This is a genomic window from Sphingomonas bacterium (genome assembly GCF_028289855.1).
GTDB lineage: Bacteria > Pseudomonadota > Alphaproteobacteria > Sphingomonadales > Sphingomonadaceae > Sphingomonas.
On sequence record NZ_JAQGKZ010000072.1, the window covers coordinates 22,687 to 44,311 of the forward strand.

Consider the following 21,625-nt stretch of genomic DNA (forward strand, 5'->3'; position numbering starts at 1 on the left):
TTCCCGGCCTAAGACCGCCGGCTGGCAACCGGCATCGAGGGAGCAAGCCGCGATATGGGAGAAATGGGGGACTGGGCGAAGCTGGCGGTGCATTGGCTGCACGTGATCGCCGGGATCGCCTGGATCGGATCGTCCTTTTATTTCATGTGGCTCGACAGCCATCTGCGCCCGCCCGTCCCGGCGCGCGAGGGTGTGTCCGGCGAATTGTGGAGCGTCCATAGCGGCGGCTTCTACCAGTCGCACAAGTTCTCCGTCGCGCCAGCGGAGATGCCGGAGCAGCTCCACTGGTTCAAATGGGAAGCCTATTGGACGTGGATCAGCGGCTTCGTCCTGCTGTCGCTGATCTTCTATGTCGGCGCACAAGCCAATTTGATCGACAATGCGAAGCTGCCGCTGGAGCCGTGGCAAGCGATCCTGATCGGCGTGGGCGCCATCGCCGGTTCGCTGATCGTGTACGAAGGACTGTGCCGGTCGATCCTGGGCAAGAATTTGGCGGTCTTCGGGGTCGCGTGGCTGATCTTCCTCTCTGTCGCCGCTTATGGCCTGACTCGAATCTTCTCCGATCTCGGGGCGTTCATGCACGTGGGTGCGATCATCGGCACGGTGATGGCGGCCAACGTGTTCTTCGTCATCATTCCGAATCAAAAGAAGGTCGTGGCGCAAATCCGCGCGAACCAGACGCCCGACGCGCGCCTCGGCCTGCAGGCCAAGCAGCGGTCGGTCCACAACAATTACATGACGCTGCCGGTGCTGTTCGTGATGATCAGCAATCACTATCCGATGATCTTCGCCGCGCCGTTGAACTGGCTGTGGCTGATCGCGCTGGGCGTGATCGGCGCGACGATCCGGCATTTCTTCAACCTCAAGAACCAGGGCGTCGTCCGTCCCTGGATCCTGTTTGTCGCGGGGCTGGCCTTTTTCGCGGTCGCGGCGCTCAACCAGAGTATGCGGCAGCCGCCCGCGGCTGCCACAGCCGCGGCCCCAACCTATGCCGACATTCGCGCGCTGATCGACCGCCACTGCAGTATGTGTCACGCGCAGGTGCCAACGCATCCGGGGATCGCGGCGCCCCCCAACGGCGTCGTCTTCGACAGCGCGGACGCATTGCGCCGCCACGCGCCACAGATTTACGAGCGAGCGGTGATGTCCGACAATATGCCGCTCGGCAACGAAACCGGAATGACCAAGGACGAACGGGCCCAGCTTGGTGCGTGGATCCAAGCTGGCGCAAAGGGCAATTAATTGCGCGACATCGCCCCCCAACCGCTGACCGCCCAGTCCTTCGCGCCGTTCGGCGACGTGATCGAGGTTTCCGATGATGCCGTGAAGGTGGCGATCAACCGGGGCAACACCGACCGCTACGACCGGCTGGCCGAGATCGATGTCGCGGAGGATGGCGGCATCGGCGTCATCAGCATGTTTCGCGGGCGGCCGCTTGATCCGCCGGTGCTGAAAGTGTTCGAGCGCCACCCGCTGGGGAGCCAGGCGTTCATGCCGCTGAGCGGACGGCCCTATCTGGTCGCGGTCGCGCCGGACGGTGTGTTCGACCCTTCCTTGGTCCAGGTGTTTCACGCCGAGGCGCGCCAGGGCGTGCAGTATCGCAAGGGCGTCTGGCACCACTTCCTGCTCGCACTGGACGCCGAGAGCGATTTCCTCGTCGTCGACCGCGCCGGACCCGGCAACAATTGCGACGAAGTTCATCTGGCGCCGCGCGACGAAATCCGCGTTTGCCGATGATCGACATTCGCCACGTCGATGTTGACCGATCCGCGGTGGTCGTGGCAGTGGGCGGACGCATCGCCTCCTAGCGGGTGTAGCTCAATGGCAGAGCAGAAGCTTCCCAAGCTTACGACGAGGGTTCGATTCCCTTCACCCGCTCCAGTTCGCTGCCGCTGATTAGTGCAGCTAATCAGCGAAGTTGCGGCGAACCGGCCGGCGCCGCTTGTGGCGGCCGACGGCGTGGCTTTGCCACGCCGGAACCCTCGAGTCTTTGTTGACGCTCCGTCCTGCCGGGCTACGCGCGTGGTTCAATTCCCTTGGCACTACCGACGACCCCAAGCGCGCTGGCCGACGACGCGCCTTTGCCGCGGCGCACCGATCCGTTATTATCGCCTCCGCGCGTAGCTGCCAGTATCCTCGGGGGAGGCATCGCCATGTCGTTCGACACCATCCTGTTACTATCGTTTCCGACCATGCTCATCGCAGGCATGGCGCTGGAACTCATCGTCCGCCGCCCCCGCGAGCAACCCGCAATCCGCTACTGGCGCCTTATCGGGATTGTCGGGTTCGTCGCGACGCTGATCGTCAACATCGCAGCGCCGCTGGCGATCCTGCCACTACTGTCGTGGCATGGTCCGATGGACCTGGCGCACTGGGGATATTGGGGGGCGATCCCGACCGTCGTCCTCACCACCTTCTTCACCTATTGGTCGCATCGCCTCCAGCATCGCTACGACCTGTTGTGGCGGCTCGGTCACCAGATGCACCACGGCGTCGCACGGGTCGATGCGGCGTCCGCCTTCATCTTCCATCCGATCGACGTGTTCGTGCAGGTATTCTGGTCGCTGCTCGCCGCAATCCTGCTCGGCGTCACGCCGGAGGCCGCTGGGATCGCCGGCGCGGCGGGATTTCTAATCGCGCTCTACCAGCATCTCGACGTGCCGACGCCTCTATGGACGGGCTGGATTATTCAGCGGCCCGAAGCGCACATGCTCCATCATCAGCGCGACGTGCACGCCCGCAATTTCGGCGACATGCCGATATGGGACATGCTGTTCGGCACCTATGCCAATCCCAGGCGTGCCGATGTTGCGGTGGGGTTCGAGCCGGGCCGCGCGAAGCTTGGCCCGATGCTGGCGTGCATCGACGTCAACAAGCGTAAGGGAAGGGTAAGATTGTAGCGCAAGGACTTCGGCGTAATTTATATCCTCTGACGCCGCATTTCGTCGCATTGAAGGGAACCCGCGGCCGCGACGGGGGTTTGGGGCGGCAACAGTAACCGCGTATCGAGTGCCTTCCCAATGTCGCAACGTTCTCTCTCGCGCCGTTTGCGCGCGCTGTCGATCACGCCCAAGCATATCGTCCTCACCCTGTTTGTCATCGGGGTCTTCTTGCTCATCGTGACGATGCTCGGCCAGGCGAACCGGGCCGGCTAGGCCAGTCCTTATCCTTCACGGCTTGCTTACCATTGCGCGCGTATCCACACGCGCATGTATCACGACCCCGCATTGGGCAGCGCCGCCGTCAAGGCCGATCCACGCCCCAAATCCGCCGTTTCGACCGCGACCGGGTTGGTCGGCCTAGCCGGGCTGCTGACCTGGGTCGGGATCGCGCGCTGGTTCGGGATGGATGGCCCGTATGCGGCACTCGTCAACGTCGCCGCCGCCGGCGTGCCGATGGTGTTGTGGTCTGTACTGGTCGACAAGGTTCACCGCAATCCGTCGACCGGGATCGACTGGTCGAACGCCAAGCCGTGGCGCGACACGATCGATATTTCGATCACCAAGCTCGCGGGGCTATGGCTGACCTGGGGCGCGATCGCCGCGATCTACATGGTCGGACGCTTCTATTGGGTCGGCGGTTTCCGCTTCTCGATGTGGTGTTTCATGTGGGCGGCGCCGGTGCTGTTCGTACTTTCGATCCCCTACACGCTGTGGCTCGACCGCCGCATGGTCGAGCCCAAGGATGGCTGCTGGAACCTGGGCGCGTGGCTGATGGGGCTCAAGGAACCGCTCGACAAGGAAGCGATCTATAATCACCTCAAAAGCTGGGGCGTAAAGGCGTTCTTCACCGCGTTCATGTTCGCGATCGTGCCGCCGGGGTTCGGCGATTTCATCCGCGGCGACATCAGCGGCGTGTTCGACAACCCGGTGGTGCTCGCCAACTGGCTGATCACCTTCATGTTCGTGATCGACGTGGCGTTTGCGACCGCCGGTTATCTGCTCGCGATGAAGCCGCTCGATTCGCACATCCGCACCGCCAATCCCTATGCGGCCGGCTGGATGGCGGCGTTGATCTGCTATCCGCCGTTCGTGCTGATGGGCGATGGCGGGCCGCTCGATTACCATCCGGGCACATTTGGTGAGGATGGGTGGTGGACCTGGTTCGCCGGATACCCGGTGCTGCTCGGCGTCATCGGCGCGATCCTGGTCGGGCTAACCGCCATCTATGCCTGGGCGACGGTGACCTTCGGTTATCGCTTCTCGAACCTAACGCACCGCGGCATCCTTACTAACGGGCCGTACGCGTTCAGCCGGCACCCGGCGTATCTGTCGAAAAACTTGTTCTGGATGATTTCGACGGTGCCATTCCTGACGACCGGCAACTGGATCGATGCGGTCCGCGCGACGGCGCTGATGGGGATCGTCGCCGGCGTCTATTACTGGCGCGCGCGGACCGAGGAGCGCCATTTGCGCGCCGACCCGGCGTATGAGGAATATTATCAGTGGATGGAGCGCAACGGCGCCATCCCGCGCTTCTTTCGCTGGCTGCGCGGCGCGCAGGTCGCCCCGGCGCCCGTCGCGCTACCGGAAGCTAAAAGCTCATCTCGCCGTAAACGCGGCTGATATCGCCTGCCCATTCGCCGTTGTACCGGTCGAGCAATAATTGCGCCGGCACCTTGCCGGTGCGCACGACCTCGCGCAGCGGCTCGATGAACCCTGTTTCGTTGCTTCCTCCGGCATCCAACCGCGCGCGTGCGGTCAACCCGGCATGCGCGATGTCGAGCACCTCGCTGGCGATGTCGCGCAGCTTGCCGCCGCCCGGGAGCGGCGCGTCGAGCGCGAGTTCGGGAACCGCGTTCCTGAGCGCCTCGCGGTCGGCCATGGACCAGTCCTTGACCAGATCCCACGCGGCATCAAGCGCACCCTGATCGTAGAGCAGCCCGACCCATAGCGCGGGCAGCGCGCAGATCCGCCCCCACGGTCCGCCGTCGGCGCCGCGCATTTCAAGGAAGGTTTTGAGCCGCACCTCGGGAAACGCGGTCGAGAGATGATCGGAAAAATCGTCGATCGTCGGCTTCTCGCCGGGCAGGATCGACAATTCCCCTTTCAGAAAATCGCGAAAACTGAGGCCCGACGCGTCCAAATACTGGCCGTCGCGATAGACGAAGTACATCGGCACATCGAGCGCGTAATCGGCGTAGCGCTCGTACCCGAACCCGTCCTCGAACACGAACGGCAGCATGCCGGTGCGGTGCGGATCGGTGTCCGACCAGATATGGCTGCGGTACGACAGCATGCCGTTGGGCCGCCCTTCCGTGAACGGCGAATTGGCGAAGAGCGCGGTCGCGAGCGGTTGCAGCGCCAAGCCGACGCGGAATTTCTGCACCATGTCGGCTTCGGAAGCATAGTCCAGATTGACCTGGATCGTGCAGGTGCGGAGCATCATGTCGAGCCCGAGCGAGCCGACCCGCGGCATGTGCCGCAGCATGATCGCGTAGCGCCCCTTGGGCATGATCGGCAGTTCGGCGCGAGTCTTGTCGGGCCACATGCCGAGCCCGAGGAAGCCGAGCCCAAGCTTGTCGCCAACCGCCTTGACCTGTTCGAGGTGCCGTCCGGTCTCCGCACAGGTCAGATGAAGATTCTCGAGCGGCGCGCCCGATAATTCGAACTGGCCGGCGGGCTCGAGGCTGATCGACCCGTCCGCACCCGACATGGCGATGACCTTGCCATTCTCTTCGACGGGCTTCCAACCGAACTCGGTCAGGCCGTTCAACAGGTCGCGGATGCCGCCGGGCTCGTCCCACGCCGGGGCGCGGTGATCGTCGGTACGATAGACGAATTTCTCATGCTCGGTGCCGATCCGCCAGCGCTCGGCGGGTTTCTCCCCGCTGGCAAAGAAATCGATCAGCTGCTGCCGGTCCTCGATGACCGCTGATTTTGTGTCCGTCACGGTCTTCGTCGTCATCGCGGCGATTTAGGGGGGCGAAGAGCGTCGCGCTAGGAGTTTCTCACCAATCGCCCGCGACAGTCATCCAGATCGAGACGGCAGCCGCCGCTGCGGTATCGGCGCGAAGGATACGCGGGCCGAGCGCGATGCCAACCGCCTGCGGCAGCGCGCGGATCGCCGCGCGCTCGGCGTCGTCGAAGCCACCCTCGGGACCGATCAGGACGGCGGCGGGGCCCTTGTTAGCGGCCATCGCTTCGGTCGCGGGCGCACCGCCCAATTCATCGGCGAAGAACAGCGCGCGCTCGGCCGGCCAGTCGCGTAACAACACCTCCAGCTTCACCGGATCGGCAAGTTCGGGCAGCGCGGTGCGGTCGCATTGCTCCGCCGCTTCGATCATGTGCGCGCGCAACCGCTCGCCGTTAAGCCGATCGACCACCGTCCGTCGCGTCAGCACCGGCACCAGCCGCGCGACGCCGAGCTCGCACGCTTTCTCCGCGACCCAGTCGATCCGGCCCTTCTTGATCGGCGCCGCGCACAGCCAGAGGTCTGGCACCGGATCGCGCGGCCGCAGATGCGCGGTGACGTCGAGGATCAGGTCGCGCCTGGCGACGATGCTGGCGACGCCGAGCCACTCCCCGGTCGAATCGTCGAACAATTTGACCGGATCGCCCGCCTTCAGCCGTAGCACCGATAACAAATAATGCGCCTGCCCCCCCTCGACGCGCACCTGTCCGCCTTCGGCCAACGGGGTTTCGACAAACAGTCTAGGAGTGGAGCGCGGAGGCCATGCGGGTGTAGCTGCCATGCTCCCCTTTAACGCCGCCGATGCATCAGGCGCCAGCCGATCAGCAACGCGGCGATCGCAAGCGCCCCGCCGATCAGCGCCAGCCCCGCCGCCTGGGCGATTCCCCAGAACAAAGTTTCGGCGAATCGTGCGATGGCGACGGAGAGATGGACCATGAACAGGTCCTAACGGATGAAATGGCTCAGGATATCCGTGACCAATGGCGGGTCTGGCAGAACATGCCCAGGAAACATCCCACCGCCTTCAACGTGTTGCGGTCGAGCATCGTGATCGTCCCCGACACCGTCATGTCGCGATCGGGTACATACACCGAGCCTTTCCACTCGCTCGGCCCGGATTCGCGGAAATCGCGCAGCAATTGCATCCCGATGATATCGCGGTTGCTGGCGGCAACGGTCGCTTTGGTCTTGTCGTCGGCCCACACCACGGTCGCGCACATGTTCTGGCCGCACGGCGCGGCCTTGATGTGCACCGTGTTGTTGGTGTTGCGCCACACGCCCGTCCAGGACGGCACGATCGCCCGCGCCGGACCGGCATCGGCGGAAGGCGCGAGCGCAACCGGCGCCAGCGTCAGCGCCATGCAAGCCAGCAATCGGGACACGGTCGATGTCATCACACACTCCAAAACACGCCCGCCCCGCACCCTGTTCCTGCCGCCACAGCGTGACGATAGTGAGGCAAAGCGTGGCGCTGGTGCGGCAATTGACGTTCGCCTAGTGAACGCACGATGACCGCGAAACCCGAAATCGTCCCCGACACGCAATATGGCGGCGTGGTAGGCGCGTTGCCCCCGTATCCCCGCGCCCTGGCGTTGCTCGCGCGGTTCGACCGGCCGATCGGGTGGCAATTGCTGTTCTGGCCCGGCGCCTGGGGCGTCGCGCTGGCAAAGGGCGCGTGGCCGTGGATGGCGGGCTCGCGCTGGGACCTGATCCTGTGGCTCGCGCTGGGCAGCATCGCGATGCGCGGTGCGGGATGCGTCTATAACGACATCATCGACCGCGACCTCGACCGGCAGGTCGAGCGCACGCGCAACCGGCCGCTGGCGGCGGGGACGGTATCGCTCAAGGCGGCGTGGATCTGGCTGGCGTGCCTGTGCCTGATCGGGCTGGTCGTGCTGATCCAGCTTGGCACTTATGCCAAGATCGTCGCGCTGGTCAGCTTGGCGCCGGTCGCCGCCTATCCCTTCATGAAACGCATCACCTGGTGGCCGCAGGCGTGGCTCGGCATCGTCTTTTCGTGGGCGGCGCTAGTCGGATGGAGCGAAGTGATGGGGTCGCTCACCCTGCCCGGACTGCTGCTCTACGCCGGATCGATGTTCTGGGTGATCGGCTACGACACGATCTACGCGCTGCAGGATGTCGAGGACGATGCGCTGGTCGGCGTGCGATCGTCCGCGCGGGCGTTGGGGGCACGGGTCAAGCCGGGGGTCGCGATCTTCTATGCGGTGGCGCTGGCTTTTTGGGCGGCGGCGTTCTGGCAGTTGCGCCCCGACCTCCTGGTGCTGGTCGCGTTGCTTCCGGCCGCGGTCCATTTCGCGTGGCAAGTCGCAACCCTCGCCCCCGCCGACGGCGCCAACGCGCTCCATCGTTTCCGCTCGAACCGCTATGCCGGACTGCTGATCTTCCTGGCTTGCCTGGTGGTCGGGCAAACCAGCTTTTGACCTTCACGGCTTAGCTTCCTAAGTCGCGTCGATGATGACCCCCGACATCGCGCGGACCCGCGCTCACGACATCGTTTCCCGCGCCCGCGCCGCCGGCGCCGACGCCGCCGACGCGGTCCTCGGCGCGTCCGCTAGCGTCGATGTGTCGGTGCGGCTCGGCGCGCTCGAGGATGTCAGGCGGTCGGAGGAGGAGGAACTCGGCTTGCGCGTGTTCGTCGGTCGGCGATCGGCGTCGGTGTCGAGCAGCGACCTGTCGAGCGCCGCGATGGATACTTTGGTCGAACGCGCCGTCGCTATGGCGCGCGAGGCGCCCGAGGACCAATGGGCGGGGCTCGCACCCGAGGATCGGCTGCTGACCGGGCCGATCCCCGATCTCGACCTGCACGACGGTGACGAGCCATCGCCCGGCGCACTCAAGGAAGCTGCGCTCGCCGCCGAGGACGCCGCGCGCGCCGTCCCCGGCGTGACCAACAGCGAGGGCGGCGGCGCGTCGGCGTCGCGCGTCGCTTGGGCTCTGGCCACCAGCCACGGTTTTGCGGGCGCCTACCAGACCACCGGCCACGGCATCCAGGCGAGCGTGCTCGCGGAAGCCGGCGGGTCGATGGTGCGCGATTACGCTTATCACTCCGCGCGCCATCGTGCGCATCTCGACGCGCCCGAGGCGATCGGCCGCAAGGCGGGCGAGCGCGCGGTCGCCCGCGTCAATCCGGCCCAGCCCGCCAGCGGGCCGATGCCGGTGATCTTCGACCCACGCGTCGGGTCGTCCTTGATCGGGCACCTGATCGGCGCAATCGCCGGCGCGGCGATTGCGCGCGGCACGAGCTTCCTGCTCGGCAAACTGGGCGAGCAAGTCTTTGCCGACGGCATCACCATCACCGACGATCCGCACCGCCCGCACGGCTTGCGCTCGCGCCCGTTCGACGGCGAGGGGCTGCCGGTGTCGCCGACCGACATAGTAAAGGACGGCGTGTTGCAGACCTGGTTGCTCGAATCGGCCTCCGCGCGGCAATTGTCGATGGAGCCGACCGGCCACGCGGTACGCGGCGGATCGGGCGCGCCCGGGGTCGGCGGTAGCAATACCTATATTGCGCCCGGGCTGGTCAGCCGCGACGATCTGTTCGCCGGCGTCACGCACGGCATCTACGTCACCGAGCTGATCGGGATGGGCGTGAACGGCGTCACCGGCGATTACAGCCGCGGCGCGGCAGGCTTCCTGATCGAGAATGGTGCGATCGCGTCGCCGGTCGACGAATTCACCATCGCCGGCAATCTGAAGGATATGTTCCTCAACCTGACCGCCGCCAGCGACCTCGAATTCCGCTACGCGACCAATGTGCCCACGCTGCGGATCGACGGGATGATGGTGGCGGGTGGCTGATCTCGCCGACGATATTGCGGCGATTGCCGCCGAAGCGAGCGCGTATGCGCTTGGCCTTTGGCGTACCGACTTCAAGCGCTGGGAAAAGGCGCCGGGCAACCCGGTGTGCGAGGTCGACCTGACGGTCAACACGATGCTCCGCGAACGGCTGACCGCGCTGCTCCCCGACGCCGGCTGGCTATCCGAAGAAACCGCCGATGACGCCGTCCGCCTCAACCATCGCCGCGTCTGGGTGGTCGATCCGATCGACGGCACGCGCGATTACATTCGCGACCGCGACGGCTGGGCGGTATCGATCGCGCTGGTCGATGGCGAGCAGCCGGTGGTGGGCGTACTCGATGCGCCGGCCAGAGGCGAAGTGTGGCGCGCCGAAGCGGGCAAGGGCGCGACGCTCAACGGTCAACCCATCGCGCATAGCGGCCGCAGCGTGTTCATCGGATCGCGCGCCCCGACCGATACCTTGCCCAAGGTCGATCACGACCTGGTCGCGGTGACGAAGCCCAACTCGATCGCTTTGCGCATCGCAATGGTCGCGAATGGCGAAGCCGATCTGCTCGCGACGATCCGCTGGGGCAACGAATGGGACATTGCCGCCGCTGTCTTGATCGCGCGCGAGGCGGGGTGCGAAGTGACCGACGCGCTGGGGCGGAAGTTGCGCTTCAATACGCCGAGGGCGGAGGCGTTCGGGGTGCTGGCGGTCGCCCCGGCGATCCAGCTGGCGGCGCTGGCGCGGCTCCATGACCGGGCAGTTGAGGCGTTGGGAAAGCCGCGCTAAAATCGTGCATCGTTCGGGGGCAAGACGATGAACCTGCTGATTTTATCCAACCCGGTCTTCGCCGCCTATGCCGTGGCGGCCGCGCTCATGATCCTGAAGGGCGTTGCGATGTCGTGGCTCACCGTCGTGCGGATGACGAGCGAGAAGGGCGGCTTCCGCAGCCCGGAGGACCTCAGGCGCACGCCGCTCAACCGCGCCCCAGACCCCGCGCAACTCGCGCCCAACGAACGCGTCGAGCGCATCCGCCGTATCCAGATGAACGATCTGGAGAACTTGCCCTATTTCCTCGTCGCCGGGCTGCTCTACGTGCTGATCGCGCCGCCGGCGACGCTCGCCGCGATCCTGTTTGCGGCCTATGTCGTCACCCGGATGCTGCACTTCGCCGCCTATCTGACCGCACAGACCCACGATCTGCGTGCCGCGCTGTGGACGCCGGGGTCGCTGATCATCGTCTTCATGGCGGGCAGCGTGCTGTGGGCGGCGCTCGTTCGTTAGGCCCGATCAAACCGCGGCCTGATCGCCCTGATACTTGATCTCGAGATACCGCCCGCGCGTCGACAGCGCGTCGAGGTCGCCCTGCGCGAGTTGCCCGGCCATCTCGTCGATCTGACCGCCGATCACCTTGAGCCCATCGACCAGTTGCTGATCGGGCGTCTTGCCGTTGCGCGCGACGCCGCGCAGCGCGGCGGGTACGCGTTCATAGCCTTTGATGAATTCGGGCAATTGCTCGCCGACCAGCTTGCGGATTTCGGCCGCTGCGGGCTCATCCTCGCTTAGCGTCGCGAGTTGCGGGGTCAGCGCATCAAGCTTGAGTCCGATCTGATCGACCACGCTGATCGCCGGCGCGGGCAGCGCGGGGCGTTGCGCGTCGAGCCAGCGGCCGGTCTGCGCGGGGAGCGCCTTGAGGTCGGTCTGGCGCAATTTCTCATACGTGGGCGCGGCGGTCGCCGGGGTCGCCAGCAGCACCGCGCTCACGATCAGCATCGCGACGATCATCAGGAAGAACCCCATGATGCCGATCGGCCCGAGCAGCAGCCCGATCGTCACCGCGACCCCGACGATCGCGAGGTCGGCGACCGCCGCCCGCGTCACGCGCTTGGCGATGTCGTTCTCTCGCGCGCGCCGGCCCGGCCCGGCCGCATATTGCATCGAGATACGCTCGAGCGTTTCGCGCGCTTTCGCGATGACCTCGTCGGTCGATGACATGGACCTATACCGCCTCGAGCTTGAACGTATCCGCCTGCGGCCCTTCGAGCGACGCCTGCGCCTGGCCCTCGGCACGCGCGATATAGCCCTTCGACTTCTCGACCTCGCCCGACAGCGTCGTCACCGTCGTCTTCATGCTGTCGAGCGCCTTGAGCTTGAATGCGTCGATCGCGTCCATCGTGTCGTAGATGTTCTGGAACGCACGTTGCAGCACCTCGACCGGGATCGTCGAGGCGGCCGCTTGCTCGTGGATCTGCGCGGTCTGCGATTTGAGCAGCTTGCCGGTCGAATCGATGATGTTCGCGGTGGTGGTGTTGAGCTGGGTGATCTGTTCGAGCACGAGCTTCTGGTTGGTCAGCGCCTGCGCCACCGTCACCGCGGTGCGCAAAGCGGCGACCGTCGTAGTCGACGCGCGGTCGACGCCCTTCACCAGCTCGACATTGTTCTTCTTGACCAGGTCGAGCGCGAGATAGCCCTGCACCGTGACCGCCATCTGCGTCAGCAAATCCTGCGTGCGCTGGCGGGCGTAGAACAACGCCGTTTCGCGGATCGCCTTGGCCTTGGCCGGGTCGGTCGCGTCGAGATCGTTGGCGCGGTCCTCCAGCTTCTCGTCCATCACCTTGGACAAATGGATCATCTGCTCCAGCCGCCCCATCGACGTCCACAGATTGGCGCGCTCGGTGTCGATCGCGGCATTGTCCATCAGCAGCTCGTCCTTGCCCGAGCCGAGACTCTTGAGAATGGAGGAGATGTGGTTCTGCGACGATTTGTACTGGTCGAAATAGCCGGTGATCTTGTTGCCGAAGATCTTGTCGAGGAACCCGCGCCCGCCGCCGAAGAACTTGCCGTTATTTGCCGGGTCGAGCTTTTCGACCGTCAGGCGCAGCTGGACGAGATCGGCGCCGACGCCGCTTTCCTTGTCCATCGCGCGAACCGGGCGGTCGAGGAAACGGTTCGACTGTCCCGCCGCCTCGCGGATTTCCTTCTGCCCCATGCTGGTGATGGCATCGACTCGCTTGCCGAATTCGGGCGAGTCGACGTCCTGCGCGACGAGATCGTCGACGAACGCCTCCACCCGCGCTTCCAGCTCGGTCTTCTTGGCATCGTCGACCGGCACCAGCCCGGCCGCCCGGGTCGCGCTGACGACGGGGACGGGATCGGGCGCGGTCAGCACCAGATCGGGTTCGGCGGTGGTCGTCTCGGGCGTCGTCGCCATGGTCATTCCCTCTTCGCTGGCCCCCTTCGCTGAGCCGTCTTCGACTCTGACCCGGTTCGCCAGCGCGTTCAAGTGTATTGCATATGTAACACGGCGACGCGGAATGACAAGATATCGCCGCGAGCGTGGTTTTACGGCGAGCCTGCGCCGTGATATTGTGGGGCCAACCATAAAGATCGGGAGGATGCCATGCGCGACTATCGGATCGTCAGCTTGGGACTGATCGCATCGGCGCTGATCGTCGCCGCGCCGGCGCTGGGATCGAGTGGCGGCGGGGGTGGCGGCGGAGGCGGCGGCTCCGAAATGCCGAGCAGCAGCGCGCCCGCCTACGACCCTGCGGCCGAATACCGCAAGGGGATCGCGGCGCTCCAGGCCAGCAATTTCAAGGACGCGCTCAAGGCGTTCAAGAACGTCCTCGCGGTCGCGCCCAAGGACGCCAACACCAATTACCTCGCCGGCCTGTCGGCGATCGGGTTGAACGACTGGAAAAAGGCCAGCGCCTATCTCGAAAAGGCCGCCAAGGCCGATCCCAATCTGATCGGCGCGCAACGCCAATTGGGCGTGGTCAAGGCCAAGATGGGCGATGCCGCCGGCGCGGGCGTGCTACGCGACGCGCTCAAGGCCAGGCTGGCGGCATGCGGCGAGGGCTGCGCCGCCAATGCCGAATTGAAGGGCGCGGTGGAGGCGATCGACGCGGCGATCGCGGCAGGGCCGCAAGCGAGCGTGTCGGTCTCGTTGCCCTCCGCATTCACGAGCGCTGCGAGCGGCGACCGCGCGTATCTGGCGGCGGTGTCGCTGATCAACGAGCATCGCTACGCCGACGCCATCGCCTCGCTCCAGGCCGCGCGGATGAGCTTCGGGGCGCATCCCGACATCCTGACCTATCTCGGGTTCGCCAACCGCAAGCTCGGCCGTTACGACGTGGCGGAGGGCTATTACCGCGCGGCGCTGGCGATCTATCCGGACCATCGCGGCGCGCTCGAATATTATGGCGAACTCAAGGTCGAGCGCGGCGATCTAACTGGCGCCAAGGCCAACCTCGCCAAGCTCGACCGCGTGTGCACGTTCGGCTGCTCGCAGGCCGACGAGTTGCGGCTGTGGATCAGCCTCGGCCGATCGCCCACCGCCTGAAACTGCTGCTGCTCGGCACATCGACCGCGCTGCTCGTCGGCGCGGCCGCCGATAGCGTCCGGCTGCGCGGGGAGCGCTGGCTGGCGCCGGGGATGCGCGTGTCAGCGCTCACCAGCCAGCCGCGCGAATGCCTCGATCCCGACGCCGATGCTCGGCTGGTCGCGATCGGCCGCGCGGCATTCCGCGATCCGCTGCTGCTCGGCGGCCAGGGCGCGCGGGCGCAATTGAGCTGCGCGACGTGCCACCCGAGCGGGCGCAGCAACCCCGCTTTCCTGCTGCCCGAACTGTCGGACAAGCCCGGCACCGCCGACGTCACCTCGTCGCTGATGAGCTCGCACCGCGGCAACGGCGTGTTCGATCCCAAGCCGATCCCCGACCTGACGGCGCCAAACAAGGTGTCGCGCGACCCCGCCAGCTCCGCGCTCGCGACCTTCGTCCACGGCCTGATCACCGAGGAATTCGACGGCAACGAGCCGCCGCCGCTCGCGTTCGAGGGCCTGCTCGCCTACCTCCGCGCGCTTCGCGCCTGCCGTCCCGATACGCGCGAAACGATCGCTGTCGACGCCGCGATCGCCGACACGACGGCGGCGATGCGCGCGGCGAGCGACGCGCTCGATCTCGGCGACAAGCCGACCGCGAGGCTGTTGATCGGCGCGGCGCGGATGAGGCTGGGGAATATCGACGAACGCTATGACTTGCCCGCGGTCGAGCGCGACCGCCCGGCGATTGCCACGGCGGACCGCCAGTTGCTCGCGCTGCAACTCGCGCTCGATCGCGGTGACGACATCGCGCCGCGCCTCGCCGCATGGCGTTTCCCGCCAGCGCTGGCCACGCGTCTGCGCCGCGACGCGCCGCGCTCGCTCTACGATCCTGCGGTGTTGGCCGGCTCGATCGCGAACTAGGCGGTCCGCGCCGCGCGGAGCGCGCTGCCCCACCAGGCGAGTTCGTCGAACAACGTCGCCAGCCGGCGGTTCTCGGTCTCGCCCGCGTTGAAACGCTTGCCCTCGCGCAGCTTGGCCGCGCCTTGCAGGTGCACCGCCGAGCTCAGCGGCGCCATGCCGAGCGCGACGGCCACCTCGCGCAATTGCTCGACCGACCGCGCCCCGCCCATTCCGCCGTGCGCCACGAAGGCAACGGGCTTTCTCCCCCACTCGGCATAGACCGTGTCGAGCGCGTTCTTGAGCACCGCGCTCATCCCGTGATTATATTCGGGTGCGACGAGGATGAAGCCGTCCGCCGAACCGATCGCTGCCGCCCATTCGCGCTGCTTCTCGCCGGTATATTTTCCCGTCGCCGGCGGGTTGGGCTCGGCGAACATCGGCAGGTTCCACGCGGCGAGGTCGAGCAAATCGGCGGCGAAGTCGGGCCGGGCGGCGATCCGCTCCATCACCCATGTCGCGATAGGCAACGACATCCGTCCTTCGCGCACGCTGCCGACGATCACCTTGATGTTGAGCGGAGCGGCCATTCGCCGGGTCTGCCTCGCCCCTTCCCGCATTGCAACAATTGCGCTATGCGCGCCTCCGAACCCGCCTTCGGGCGCTCCAATCAGGATTAATCATGAGCCTCCGCAACGTGGCGATCATCGCCCACGTCGATCACGGCAAGACAACGCTTGTCGACCAGCTTTTCCGCCAATCGGGCACCTTCCGCGACAATCAGCGCGTCGAGGAAAGGGCCATGGATTCCAATGACTTGGAAAAGGAACGTGGCATCACGATCCTCGCCAAGTGCACGTCGGTCGAGTGGGACGACCATCAGGGGCACAAGACCCGGATCAACATCGTCGACACGCCCGGCCACGCCGATTTCGGCGGCGAGGTGGAGCGCATCCTGTCGATGGTCGACGGCGTGATCCTGCTGGTCGATGCGTCCGAGGGCGCGATGCCGCAGACCAAGTTCGTCACCGGCAAGGCGCTCGCTTTGGGGCTGCGCCCCATCGTCGTCGTCAACAAGATCGACCGCCCCGACGAGCGCATCCAGGAAGTGCTGGACGAAGTATTCGACCTGTTCGTCAGCCTCGACGCGAGCGACGAGCAGCTCGATTTCCCGGTGCTCTACGCCTCGGGCCGCAACGGCTACGCCAACGAAAACCCCGATCTGCGCGAAGGCACGCTGGCGCCTTTGTTCGAAAAGATCGTCGAGCACGTGCCGCCCCCCTCGGCCGATCCCGACGGGCCGTTCAAGTTCCTCGTCACCTTGCTCGACCGTGACAATTTCCTCGGCCGCATCCTGACCGGGCTCATTTTCTCCGGCAGCGTCAAGACCAACATGCCCATCCACAGCCTCGACAATGACGGCAAGGTCGTCGAGACCGGCCGCGCGTCGAAGATCATGACCTTCCGCGGGCTCGAGCGCGTGCCCGTCGACGAGGCCAATGCCGGCGACATCATCTCGATCGCGGGGCTGACGCACACCACGGTGTCGAACACGATCTGCGACCCCGCCGTGACCGAGCCGCTCCACGCGCAGCCGATCGATCCGCCCACTCTGAGCATGCGCTTCTCCGTCAACGACAGCCCGATGGCGGGACGCGAGGGCACCAAGGTCACCAGCCGCATGATCCGCGACCGCCTGTTCCGCGAAGCCGAGAGCAACGTCGCGATCAAGGTGACCGAGGCCGCCGACCGCGACAGCTACGAAGTCGCCGGCCGCGGCGAGCTCCAGCTCGGCGTGCTGATCGAAACGATGCGCCGCGAAGGCTTCGAGCTCGGCATCAGCCGCCCGCGCGTGCTGTTCCGCGAGGACGAGGACGGCAAGCAGACCGAGCCGTACGAGACCGTCATCATCGACGTCGACGAAGAATATTCGGGCACCGTCGTCGAGAAGATGGCGATCCGCAAGGCCGAGCTGACCGACCTGCGCCCGTCGGGCGGCGGCAAGAGCCGCATCACCTTCAGCGCGCCGAGCCGCGGGATGATCGGCTATCACGGCGAATTCCTGTCCGACACGCGCGGCACCGGGATCATGAACCGGCTGTTCGAGAAATACGGGCCGCACAAGGGCAAGATCGAAGGCCGCAAGAACGGCGTGCTGATCTCCACCGGATCGGGCGAAGCGACCAGCTACGCGCTCGGCCCGCTCGAGGAGCGCGGCATCCTGTTCGTGGCGCATCAGGAAGTGCTGTATGAAGGCATGATCGTCGGGGAAAATGCCAAGCCCGACGACCTCGAAGTCAATCCGATGAAGGCCAAGCAGCTGACCAACTTCCGCGCGAGCGGCGGCAAGGACGATGCGATCCGGCTGACCCCGCCCAAGCGGATGACGCTGGAACAGGCGATCGCGTATATCGACGACGACGAAATGGTCGAAGTGACGCCGAAGAGCATCCGGTTGCGTAAGCGGTTCCTGGATCCGCATGAGCGGAAAAGAGCGAGCCGCGCCAAAGTCGCAGCGTAGCTGCGACGCGGCCTCGCCGCCGGCTCGCTCCGGCCGGCCTCGCTCAAGCGAGGTCCGACGACGCGGCTTTGCCGCGGCGTAGCTACAATTATGCAGCGACTAGTTCGTCGTCATCCGCTCCAGCCGACTTCGCGGCTCCAAGACGGGTGCTCATGCTGCGGTAGGCGGTACTGACAGCGTCCCGCCAACCATCTGCTGCCAAGCTTAGGCTCTCGGGCTCCAGAGCCTTCTTCACATCTTCTGGCGTCCACTCGCGGACAAGCTGCTTAGCTTGGGCGTACACAACAGCGTAGCCCACCCGGCCCATAACAAGCCGCTCGGCCCAATGACGCGCCAATTCGCGGACGATCTCGGGGTCCTCGTAGGTCGCGTAGCGAAGTTCGAGGTCCTCCTGTGCCGCTGCGACTGCAGAATAAGTGAGGTTGACGAACAGCGTGTTTGTCTCGCGCACATAACGCGCTGCCTTCCCAGTGATCCTATTGTCTTCAACATCGGCGGGGTCCCGCAGGGGAATAATTTCGGGCGCCTGCTCCAAATTCTTGGAGATATCGGCACGCTTGGCACCGCCGGGGTTGAAGATGAGGTCAGTCGGGCTAATCGGCGACTTGTCACTGTTGCCGCCTTCACCGTCGCAGTGGTCAGGCCGCGCGCCCCGCGCCCCGCCCTCGTCCACTAGGTGCAACCCGGTCTGCGCCTCACGGGGACTCTTGGTCTTGATGCGGAGTTCGTTGAGCAGGTCTTGCAATTCCTTACGCAGATCCTCGGTGGACGCTGAAGATTTGGGAGCGAGCGAATTGATGATTTCAATTAGCCATGCGGGCCTGTTGCGAAATACCGCGTCGGCGAAGTCCTCAACAACCACCTGCCGTTGCTCGCCGCCGGTGAGCTGAACGAAACGGCGATACGGCTCGTGTCGGACCGGGAAGCTGTCGGGCAGTTCGACGTGCACCGAGATATGGCGCGCCCCGAATGGGATGCCGAACGCAGGCGCATCCCCAGCCCACTTACGTCCCTTGCGAACATCATACATCTCGCCGCGGAAGATGATTGCTGCCGTGCTCACGGACGAAGTTAGTGAGCCCGAGATCGACTTGTTGTGCCCCGTCTCCTGATAGTTCGGATCGTATAGGTAGTGGATCCGAACGCCCTCGCCAGCTTCCACTGTTTCGACCCGACCAAAGGAGTCCGAACGTTCCGGAATGGTCTTGAACTGGCGACGACCATCGCGCGGGTGAGTGCCTTCGTGGAAGTAGACTTCGACACCAGGCGGGAGGTTGTAAAACCGGTGGTACAGGCCCGTGGTAATCCACTGGCGGTCTTGCTTTGGGTCGCCATCGTAAGGGTCTGCAACCGTGTCTTGATCGACCCCGTTCCCGAACAGGACCACTTCGGTCCAATCCTCGTCCAGCCGGTACTCGCCTTCCCCGCGCACCTGCTCCGTTACATCGACCACCTCCTCGAACGCATCGTCCTCCACCGGGACCCACAGTTTTCCGTAAACGCCATCGCGCTTTCCCAAGATGACTTGGCTAACAACACCATCGCGACAGAGCGATATCGCATCCCCACGGTGTTTGAGGGGAGCGAGGCGACCTTCGCCCCCATACCGAAGTTGCCTTCTAGGGCCATGTCCTTACCGAGCGACGCGGCGAGGTCGCAGATGTGATCTAGCTGAATGCTGCTCAGTCCGGGACCGGTATTCCAGATCGCTAGCTTGCGAGCATTGCCGCATTCCTCAACGCCTTTCCCCTTAATGTCTACGATGCGCCTGCCTTCAGGTGCCTTGGCCGCGGCCTCGACCGCGTTCATGACCAGTTCCCGCAGCATCATGGTCTTGGGACACTGTTCGATCTGCCGGGATACCGTGAAGGCGACATCGCCGATGGTCAGAGGGGTGATCTTGTTGATGTGGCTCACCGCTTGATTCCCTTACAACTTGAAGTCGCCGCCACTGCGGCCGGTCGATTTTCCGAAACGTGCCTCCACGTCGCCAACAGCGTCCCGCAGAGCTTTCACGATCTTCCGAACTTCGGCGTCCTCGTAAACGTAGGTCTGCCGGTTAGAGAGGTTACCAATTAGGCGAACGGCTTCCAACGCCTTGTTCGTCCTCTTCTCGGCCAACTCCCGGAATTTTTGATGCTTTCGTTCTTCGATGCCCATCCGCGACTCGCTCCAAATATATCGTCTGCACGAGATTTAGATGGCTGCACGGATAGCCATAGTCAATATATATGGAGGATATATTCAACATATTTTGTGAATATGCGCAATAAATGCTAGCTCACAGCTGGCTGTAACGCTGGTACACATCGGAATGATGAGGCAGAACAGGTCCTTTGTTGAATCCGCGCGCTAACTTTGTGTGAGGCGCATCGCGCGAGCCTGAACATTTTGGCTCAAGAACAAACCCGCAACAAAACCCTTTCCTACACGCCTCCCCTTCCCGCATAAGCTGGCCGATTGCGCCGCGCTCGCCCGCGGCCCGGACAAGGAGGCCAACATGCAGAACCGCACCCCCGTCGCGCGCGCGGAGCGCCCGGCGCTGCCCGATTTCACCCCCGTCCCGCGCCAGGGCAACCGGCATGACGGCTGGACGCCCGCGCGGCAGCGCGCGTTTATCGAGGCGCTGGCCGATACCGGCTGCGTCACGCGCGCCGCCGCCATGGTCAACATGGCGCAGGCCAATTGCTACACGCTGCGGCGCGCGCCCGGCGCCGAGGAATTCCGCCGCGCGTGGGAGGCGGCGCTCGATTTCGGGCTGGGGCGGTTGAAGGACATCGTGTTCGAGCGCGCGATCGAGGGCGAGCTGATCCCCGTATTCGCGGCGGGCAAATTAATGGGCTTTCGCCGCAAGCGCAACGACGCGCTCCTCATGTTCTGCCTGCGCCATTACGGCCAGGATGCAAACGGCAAGCGCACGACGATCAACTATTTCAGCACGCGCGCGAGCGCCGGGTCTGGTGACGCGGGGGCGGGCGCGGAGGCCTCCACCACGACGGTGCGCACGGTCATCAACGGCGACGGCAATGGCGCGGGCGGCGCGGACTCGGCGGCGGCGGCGATCGAGGGCTTTGCCGGGGTGACGCTCGATGCCGAGGCGCAGGCCGCGATCGGCGCGGCGCTGGCCGCGTGCGCCGAACGGCAACGCGCGATCGACGATGCGTATGAGCGTGGCGGCAACACGGCGGCCGATGCGCTGGAGGACGACCCCGAGACAAATTATATCCGGCTGCCGGAGAACGGCGACCCGTATCGCGGCGAGTTGCTCATCACCGACGCGCCCGACGATGAGGACGACTTCATCGAGGACGAGCCGCATTGGTCGGAGATCGGGGAGGAGGAGGTGGCGGGGCCGCTGAAATTGGATGGGGGAACGGCCCCGCCGGACGATTAACGCGCCGGCCGCGGCGATCCTTCGCGGCGTGGCATGCCGCCATTGCCGAGCCGTTGCGCGCGGCGCTCGATCCGCCAGGCGCGCCATTGCTGCTGGCGCTCGGCGCGTTGATCGGGCGTCAGGCCGGCCAGCATGGCCTCCCGGCGCGCGCGGCGCTCGGCGCGCTGATCGGGGGTGAGCGGCAAGCGCGGGCCGTATTGCGGCGCGCTCGGCGGCAGCGTGACGGTCGCCGGGTCACGGCCGTCGGCGGCGGCGGCCGATTTCGCCTCCAGCCGCGCCTCGTACCGCGCCGCCATCTTCGGGTGCTGCGCGAGAAACTCGGCCCTGACCTTCGCCACCGCGAGCTTGCGTTCGGCCGGGGGCAGCGCCTTGATCCGCCGCCATTCGGCGATTGCCGCCGCGCGCTGTTCGGGGGGTAGCGCGCGCAGCTTCGCCGCGATCGCGCGCTGGATCAGCGGGCGCTTCACCGGCAGCCCCGCGGCGATCCGCGCGGCGCGACGCTCGCGCCATTGCTCCTGCGGGGTCGGCGGGATCGGGGTCGGATTGGCGAGCGGCATGGCGGCCAGCGCGGCGGGCTTCGCAGCCTCGAAGCGCGGTTTTTCGGCGCGGACGACGTGATGCGGCTTGGGCGCGGGTGCTTCGGCAACGCGGGTGATGCCGGGAATGCGGATCGGCAGCCGGTCGAGCAAGCCGGTCGCCGCCGCGGTCGCGCTGGCGATGACGAGCGCGCCCGCCCCCAGCACCCCGCGCCCCCGCCCCCGCCCCCCCCCCC

The 21,625-nt window shown here is 65.7% G+C and carries 24 protein-coding genes and 1 tRNA gene; 14 read left to right on the forward strand and 11 right to left on the reverse strand.

Going from position 1 to position 21,625, the window contains the following annotated elements; genetic code table 11:
* The first annotated feature begins 54 nt into the window (after window positions 1-54).
* The 6 genes from JWM94_RS08045 to JWM94_RS08070 all read left to right on the forward strand — a co-directional run bounded on the left by JWM94_RS08045 (window position 55) and on the right by JWM94_RS08070 (window position 4,565).
* On the forward strand, window positions 55-1,242 hold the full coding sequence (locus tag JWM94_RS08045; protein ID WP_299424731.1) for a urate hydroxylase PuuD: 1,188 nt from the start codon (window positions 55-57) through the stop codon (window positions 1,240-1,242).
* Window positions 1,243-1,737 (forward strand): ureidoglycolate lyase, encoded by a 495-nt coding sequence (locus JWM94_RS08050; RefSeq protein WP_299424734.1) that lies wholly within the window; start codon window positions 1,243-1,245, stop codon window positions 1,735-1,737. It begins immediately after the preceding gene.
* Window positions 1,738-1,807: 70 nt separating this feature from the next.
* Window positions 1,808-1,881, forward strand: a tRNA-Gly gene (locus JWM94_RS08055).
* Window positions 1,882-2,153: 272 nt separating this feature from the next.
* On the forward strand, window positions 2,154-2,900 hold the full coding sequence (locus tag JWM94_RS08060; RefSeq protein ID WP_299424736.1) for a sterol desaturase family protein: 747 nt from the start codon (window positions 2,154-2,156) through the stop codon (window positions 2,898-2,900).
* 120 nt (window positions 2,901-3,020) lie between these two features.
* Entirely contained in the window at window positions 3,021-3,155 is a 135-nt protein-coding gene (locus JWM94_RS08065) for a hypothetical protein (RefSeq protein ID WP_299424737.1), read from the forward strand.
* 54 nt (window positions 3,156-3,209) lie between these two features.
* The gene (locus JWM94_RS08070; protein WP_299424739.1) at window positions 3,210-4,565 is read left to right on the forward strand and encodes an isoprenylcysteine carboxylmethyltransferase family protein; all 1,356 of its coding nucleotides are present in this window, start codon (window positions 3,210-3,212) and stop codon (window positions 4,563-4,565) included.
* Here the strand turns inward: JWM94_RS08070 and JWM94_RS08075 are convergent.
* From JWM94_RS08075 to JWM94_RS08090, 4 genes are read right to left on the reverse strand one after another with little or no spacing between them, the layout of a single operon-like run.
* Window positions 4,534-5,907 carry a glutamate--cysteine ligase gene (locus tag JWM94_RS08075; protein WP_299424742.1) on the reverse strand — a complete coding sequence of 458 codons (1,374 nt, stop codon included), beginning with the start codon at window positions 5,905-5,907 and terminating at the stop codon, window positions 4,534-4,536. The genes JWM94_RS08070 and JWM94_RS08075 overlap by 32 nt on opposite strands.
* A 43-nt stretch (window positions 5,908-5,950) precedes the next feature.
* Complete coding sequence (locus JWM94_RS08080; RefSeq protein WP_299424745.1) at window positions 5,951-6,694, reverse strand: 16S rRNA (uracil(1498)-N(3))-methyltransferase; 744 nt, start codon at window positions 6,692-6,694, stop codon at window positions 5,951-5,953.
* A gap of 8 nt (window positions 6,695-6,702) precedes the next feature.
* Window positions 6,703-6,849 (reverse strand): hypothetical protein, encoded by a 147-nt coding sequence (locus JWM94_RS08085; RefSeq protein ID WP_299424748.1) that lies wholly within the window; start codon window positions 6,847-6,849, stop codon window positions 6,703-6,705.
* Window positions 6,850-6,875: 26 nt separating this feature from the next.
* Window positions 6,876-7,307, reverse strand: a complete 432-nt coding sequence (locus JWM94_RS08090) for a DUF2147 domain-containing protein (protein WP_299424751.1) — start codon at window positions 7,305-7,307, stop codon at window positions 6,876-6,878.
* Window positions 7,308-7,421: 114 nt separating this feature from the next.
* On the opposite strand from JWM94_RS08090, the gene ubiA reads away from it, so the two are divergent.
* The 4 genes from ubiA to JWM94_RS08110 are packed head-to-tail and all read left to right on the forward strand — an operon-like array spanning window position 7,422 to window position 11,002.
* Window positions 7,422-8,354: a 4-hydroxybenzoate octaprenyltransferase gene (gene ubiA, locus JWM94_RS08095; protein ID WP_299424754.1), complete on the forward strand. Its 933-nt coding sequence runs from the start codon at window positions 7,422-7,424 to the stop codon at window positions 8,352-8,354.
* 31 nt (window positions 8,355-8,385) lie between these two features.
* Window positions 8,386-9,732, forward strand: coding sequence for a metallopeptidase TldD-related protein (locus JWM94_RS08100; protein ID WP_299424755.1), 1,347 nt, complete (start codon window positions 8,386-8,388; stop codon window positions 9,730-9,732).
* Entirely contained in the window at window positions 9,725-10,507 is a 783-nt protein-coding gene (locus JWM94_RS08105) for a 3'(2'),5'-bisphosphate nucleotidase CysQ (protein ID WP_299424757.1), read from the forward strand. Before JWM94_RS08100 ends, JWM94_RS08105 begins: the two co-directional genes overlap by 8 nt.
* A 27-nt stretch (window positions 10,508-10,534) precedes the next feature.
* Window positions 10,535-11,002, forward strand: coding sequence for an MAPEG family protein (locus tag JWM94_RS08110; protein ID WP_299424760.1), 468 nt, complete (start codon window positions 10,535-10,537; stop codon window positions 11,000-11,002).
* A gap of 6 nt (window positions 11,003-11,008) precedes the next feature.
* Here JWM94_RS08110 and JWM94_RS08115 read toward each other — a convergent pair whose 3' ends face one another.
* Entirely contained in the window at window positions 11,009-11,713 is a 705-nt protein-coding gene (locus tag JWM94_RS08115; RefSeq protein ID WP_299424762.1) for a hypothetical protein, read from the reverse strand.
* Window positions 11,714-11,717: 4 nt separating this feature from the next.
* Entirely contained in the window at window positions 11,718-12,929 is a 1,212-nt protein-coding gene (locus JWM94_RS08120; RefSeq protein ID WP_299424764.1) for a toxic anion resistance protein, read from the reverse strand.
* A 189-nt stretch (window positions 12,930-13,118) separates the two neighbouring features.
* Here JWM94_RS08120 and JWM94_RS08125 point away from each other — a divergent pair, with 189 nt between their 5' ends.
* Window positions 13,119-14,060 (forward strand): tetratricopeptide repeat protein, encoded by a 942-nt coding sequence (locus tag JWM94_RS08125; protein ID WP_299424767.1) that lies wholly within the window; start codon window positions 13,119-13,121, stop codon window positions 14,058-14,060.
* Window positions 14,027-14,962 carry a hypothetical protein gene (locus tag JWM94_RS08130; protein WP_299424770.1) on the forward strand — a complete coding sequence of 312 codons (936 nt, stop codon included), beginning with the start codon at window positions 14,027-14,029 and terminating at the stop codon, window positions 14,960-14,962. The genes JWM94_RS08125 and JWM94_RS08130 overlap by 34 nt, the downstream gene beginning before the upstream one ends.
* On the opposite strand, the gene JWM94_RS08135 is transcribed toward JWM94_RS08130, so the two are convergent.
* On the reverse strand, window positions 14,959-15,528 hold the full coding sequence (locus JWM94_RS08135; protein ID WP_299424772.1) for an NADPH-dependent FMN reductase: 570 nt from the start codon (window positions 15,526-15,528) through the stop codon (window positions 14,959-14,961). The two genes, JWM94_RS08130 and JWM94_RS08135, sit on opposite strands and share 4 nt — an antisense overlap.
* A 92-nt stretch (window positions 15,529-15,620) precedes the next feature.
* On the opposite strand from JWM94_RS08135, the gene typA reads away from it, so the two are divergent.
* Window positions 15,621-17,459 (forward strand): translational GTPase TypA, encoded by a 1,839-nt coding sequence (gene typA, locus JWM94_RS08140; RefSeq protein WP_299424775.1) that lies wholly within the window; start codon window positions 15,621-15,623, stop codon window positions 17,457-17,459.
* A gap of 88 nt (window positions 17,460-17,547) precedes the next feature.
* Here the strand turns inward: typA and JWM94_RS08145 are convergent, their stop codons facing one another.
* The 3 genes from JWM94_RS08145 to JWM94_RS08155 are packed head-to-tail and all read right to left on the reverse strand — an operon-like array spanning window position 17,548 to window position 19,619.
* Window positions 17,548-18,936, reverse strand: coding sequence for a hypothetical protein (locus tag JWM94_RS08145; protein ID WP_299424777.1), 1,389 nt, complete (start codon window positions 18,934-18,936; stop codon window positions 17,548-17,550).
* Window positions 18,900-19,376 carry an ATP-binding protein gene (locus JWM94_RS08150; protein WP_299424779.1) on the reverse strand — a complete coding sequence of 159 codons (477 nt, stop codon included), beginning with the start codon at window positions 19,374-19,376 and terminating at the stop codon, window positions 18,900-18,902. The genes JWM94_RS08145 and JWM94_RS08150 overlap by 37 nt, the downstream gene beginning before the upstream one ends.
* Window positions 19,377-19,388: 12 nt before the next feature.
* Entirely contained in the window at window positions 19,389-19,619 is a 231-nt protein-coding gene (locus tag JWM94_RS08155) for a hypothetical protein (protein ID WP_299424782.1), read from the reverse strand.
* Between the two features lie 340 nt (window positions 19,620-19,959).
* Between JWM94_RS08155 and JWM94_RS08160 the strand changes: the two genes are divergently transcribed.
* Window positions 19,960-20,853 carry a hypothetical protein gene (locus JWM94_RS08160; RefSeq protein ID WP_299424784.1) on the forward strand — a complete coding sequence of 298 codons (894 nt, stop codon included), beginning with the start codon at window positions 19,960-19,962 and terminating at the stop codon, window positions 20,851-20,853.
* Here the strand turns inward: JWM94_RS08160 and JWM94_RS08165 are convergent.
* The coding region (locus JWM94_RS08165) for a hypothetical protein (RefSeq protein WP_299424787.1) at window positions 20,850-21,625 on the reverse strand (776 nt) is incomplete at its 5' end. The two genes, JWM94_RS08160 and JWM94_RS08165, sit on opposite strands and share 4 nt — an antisense overlap.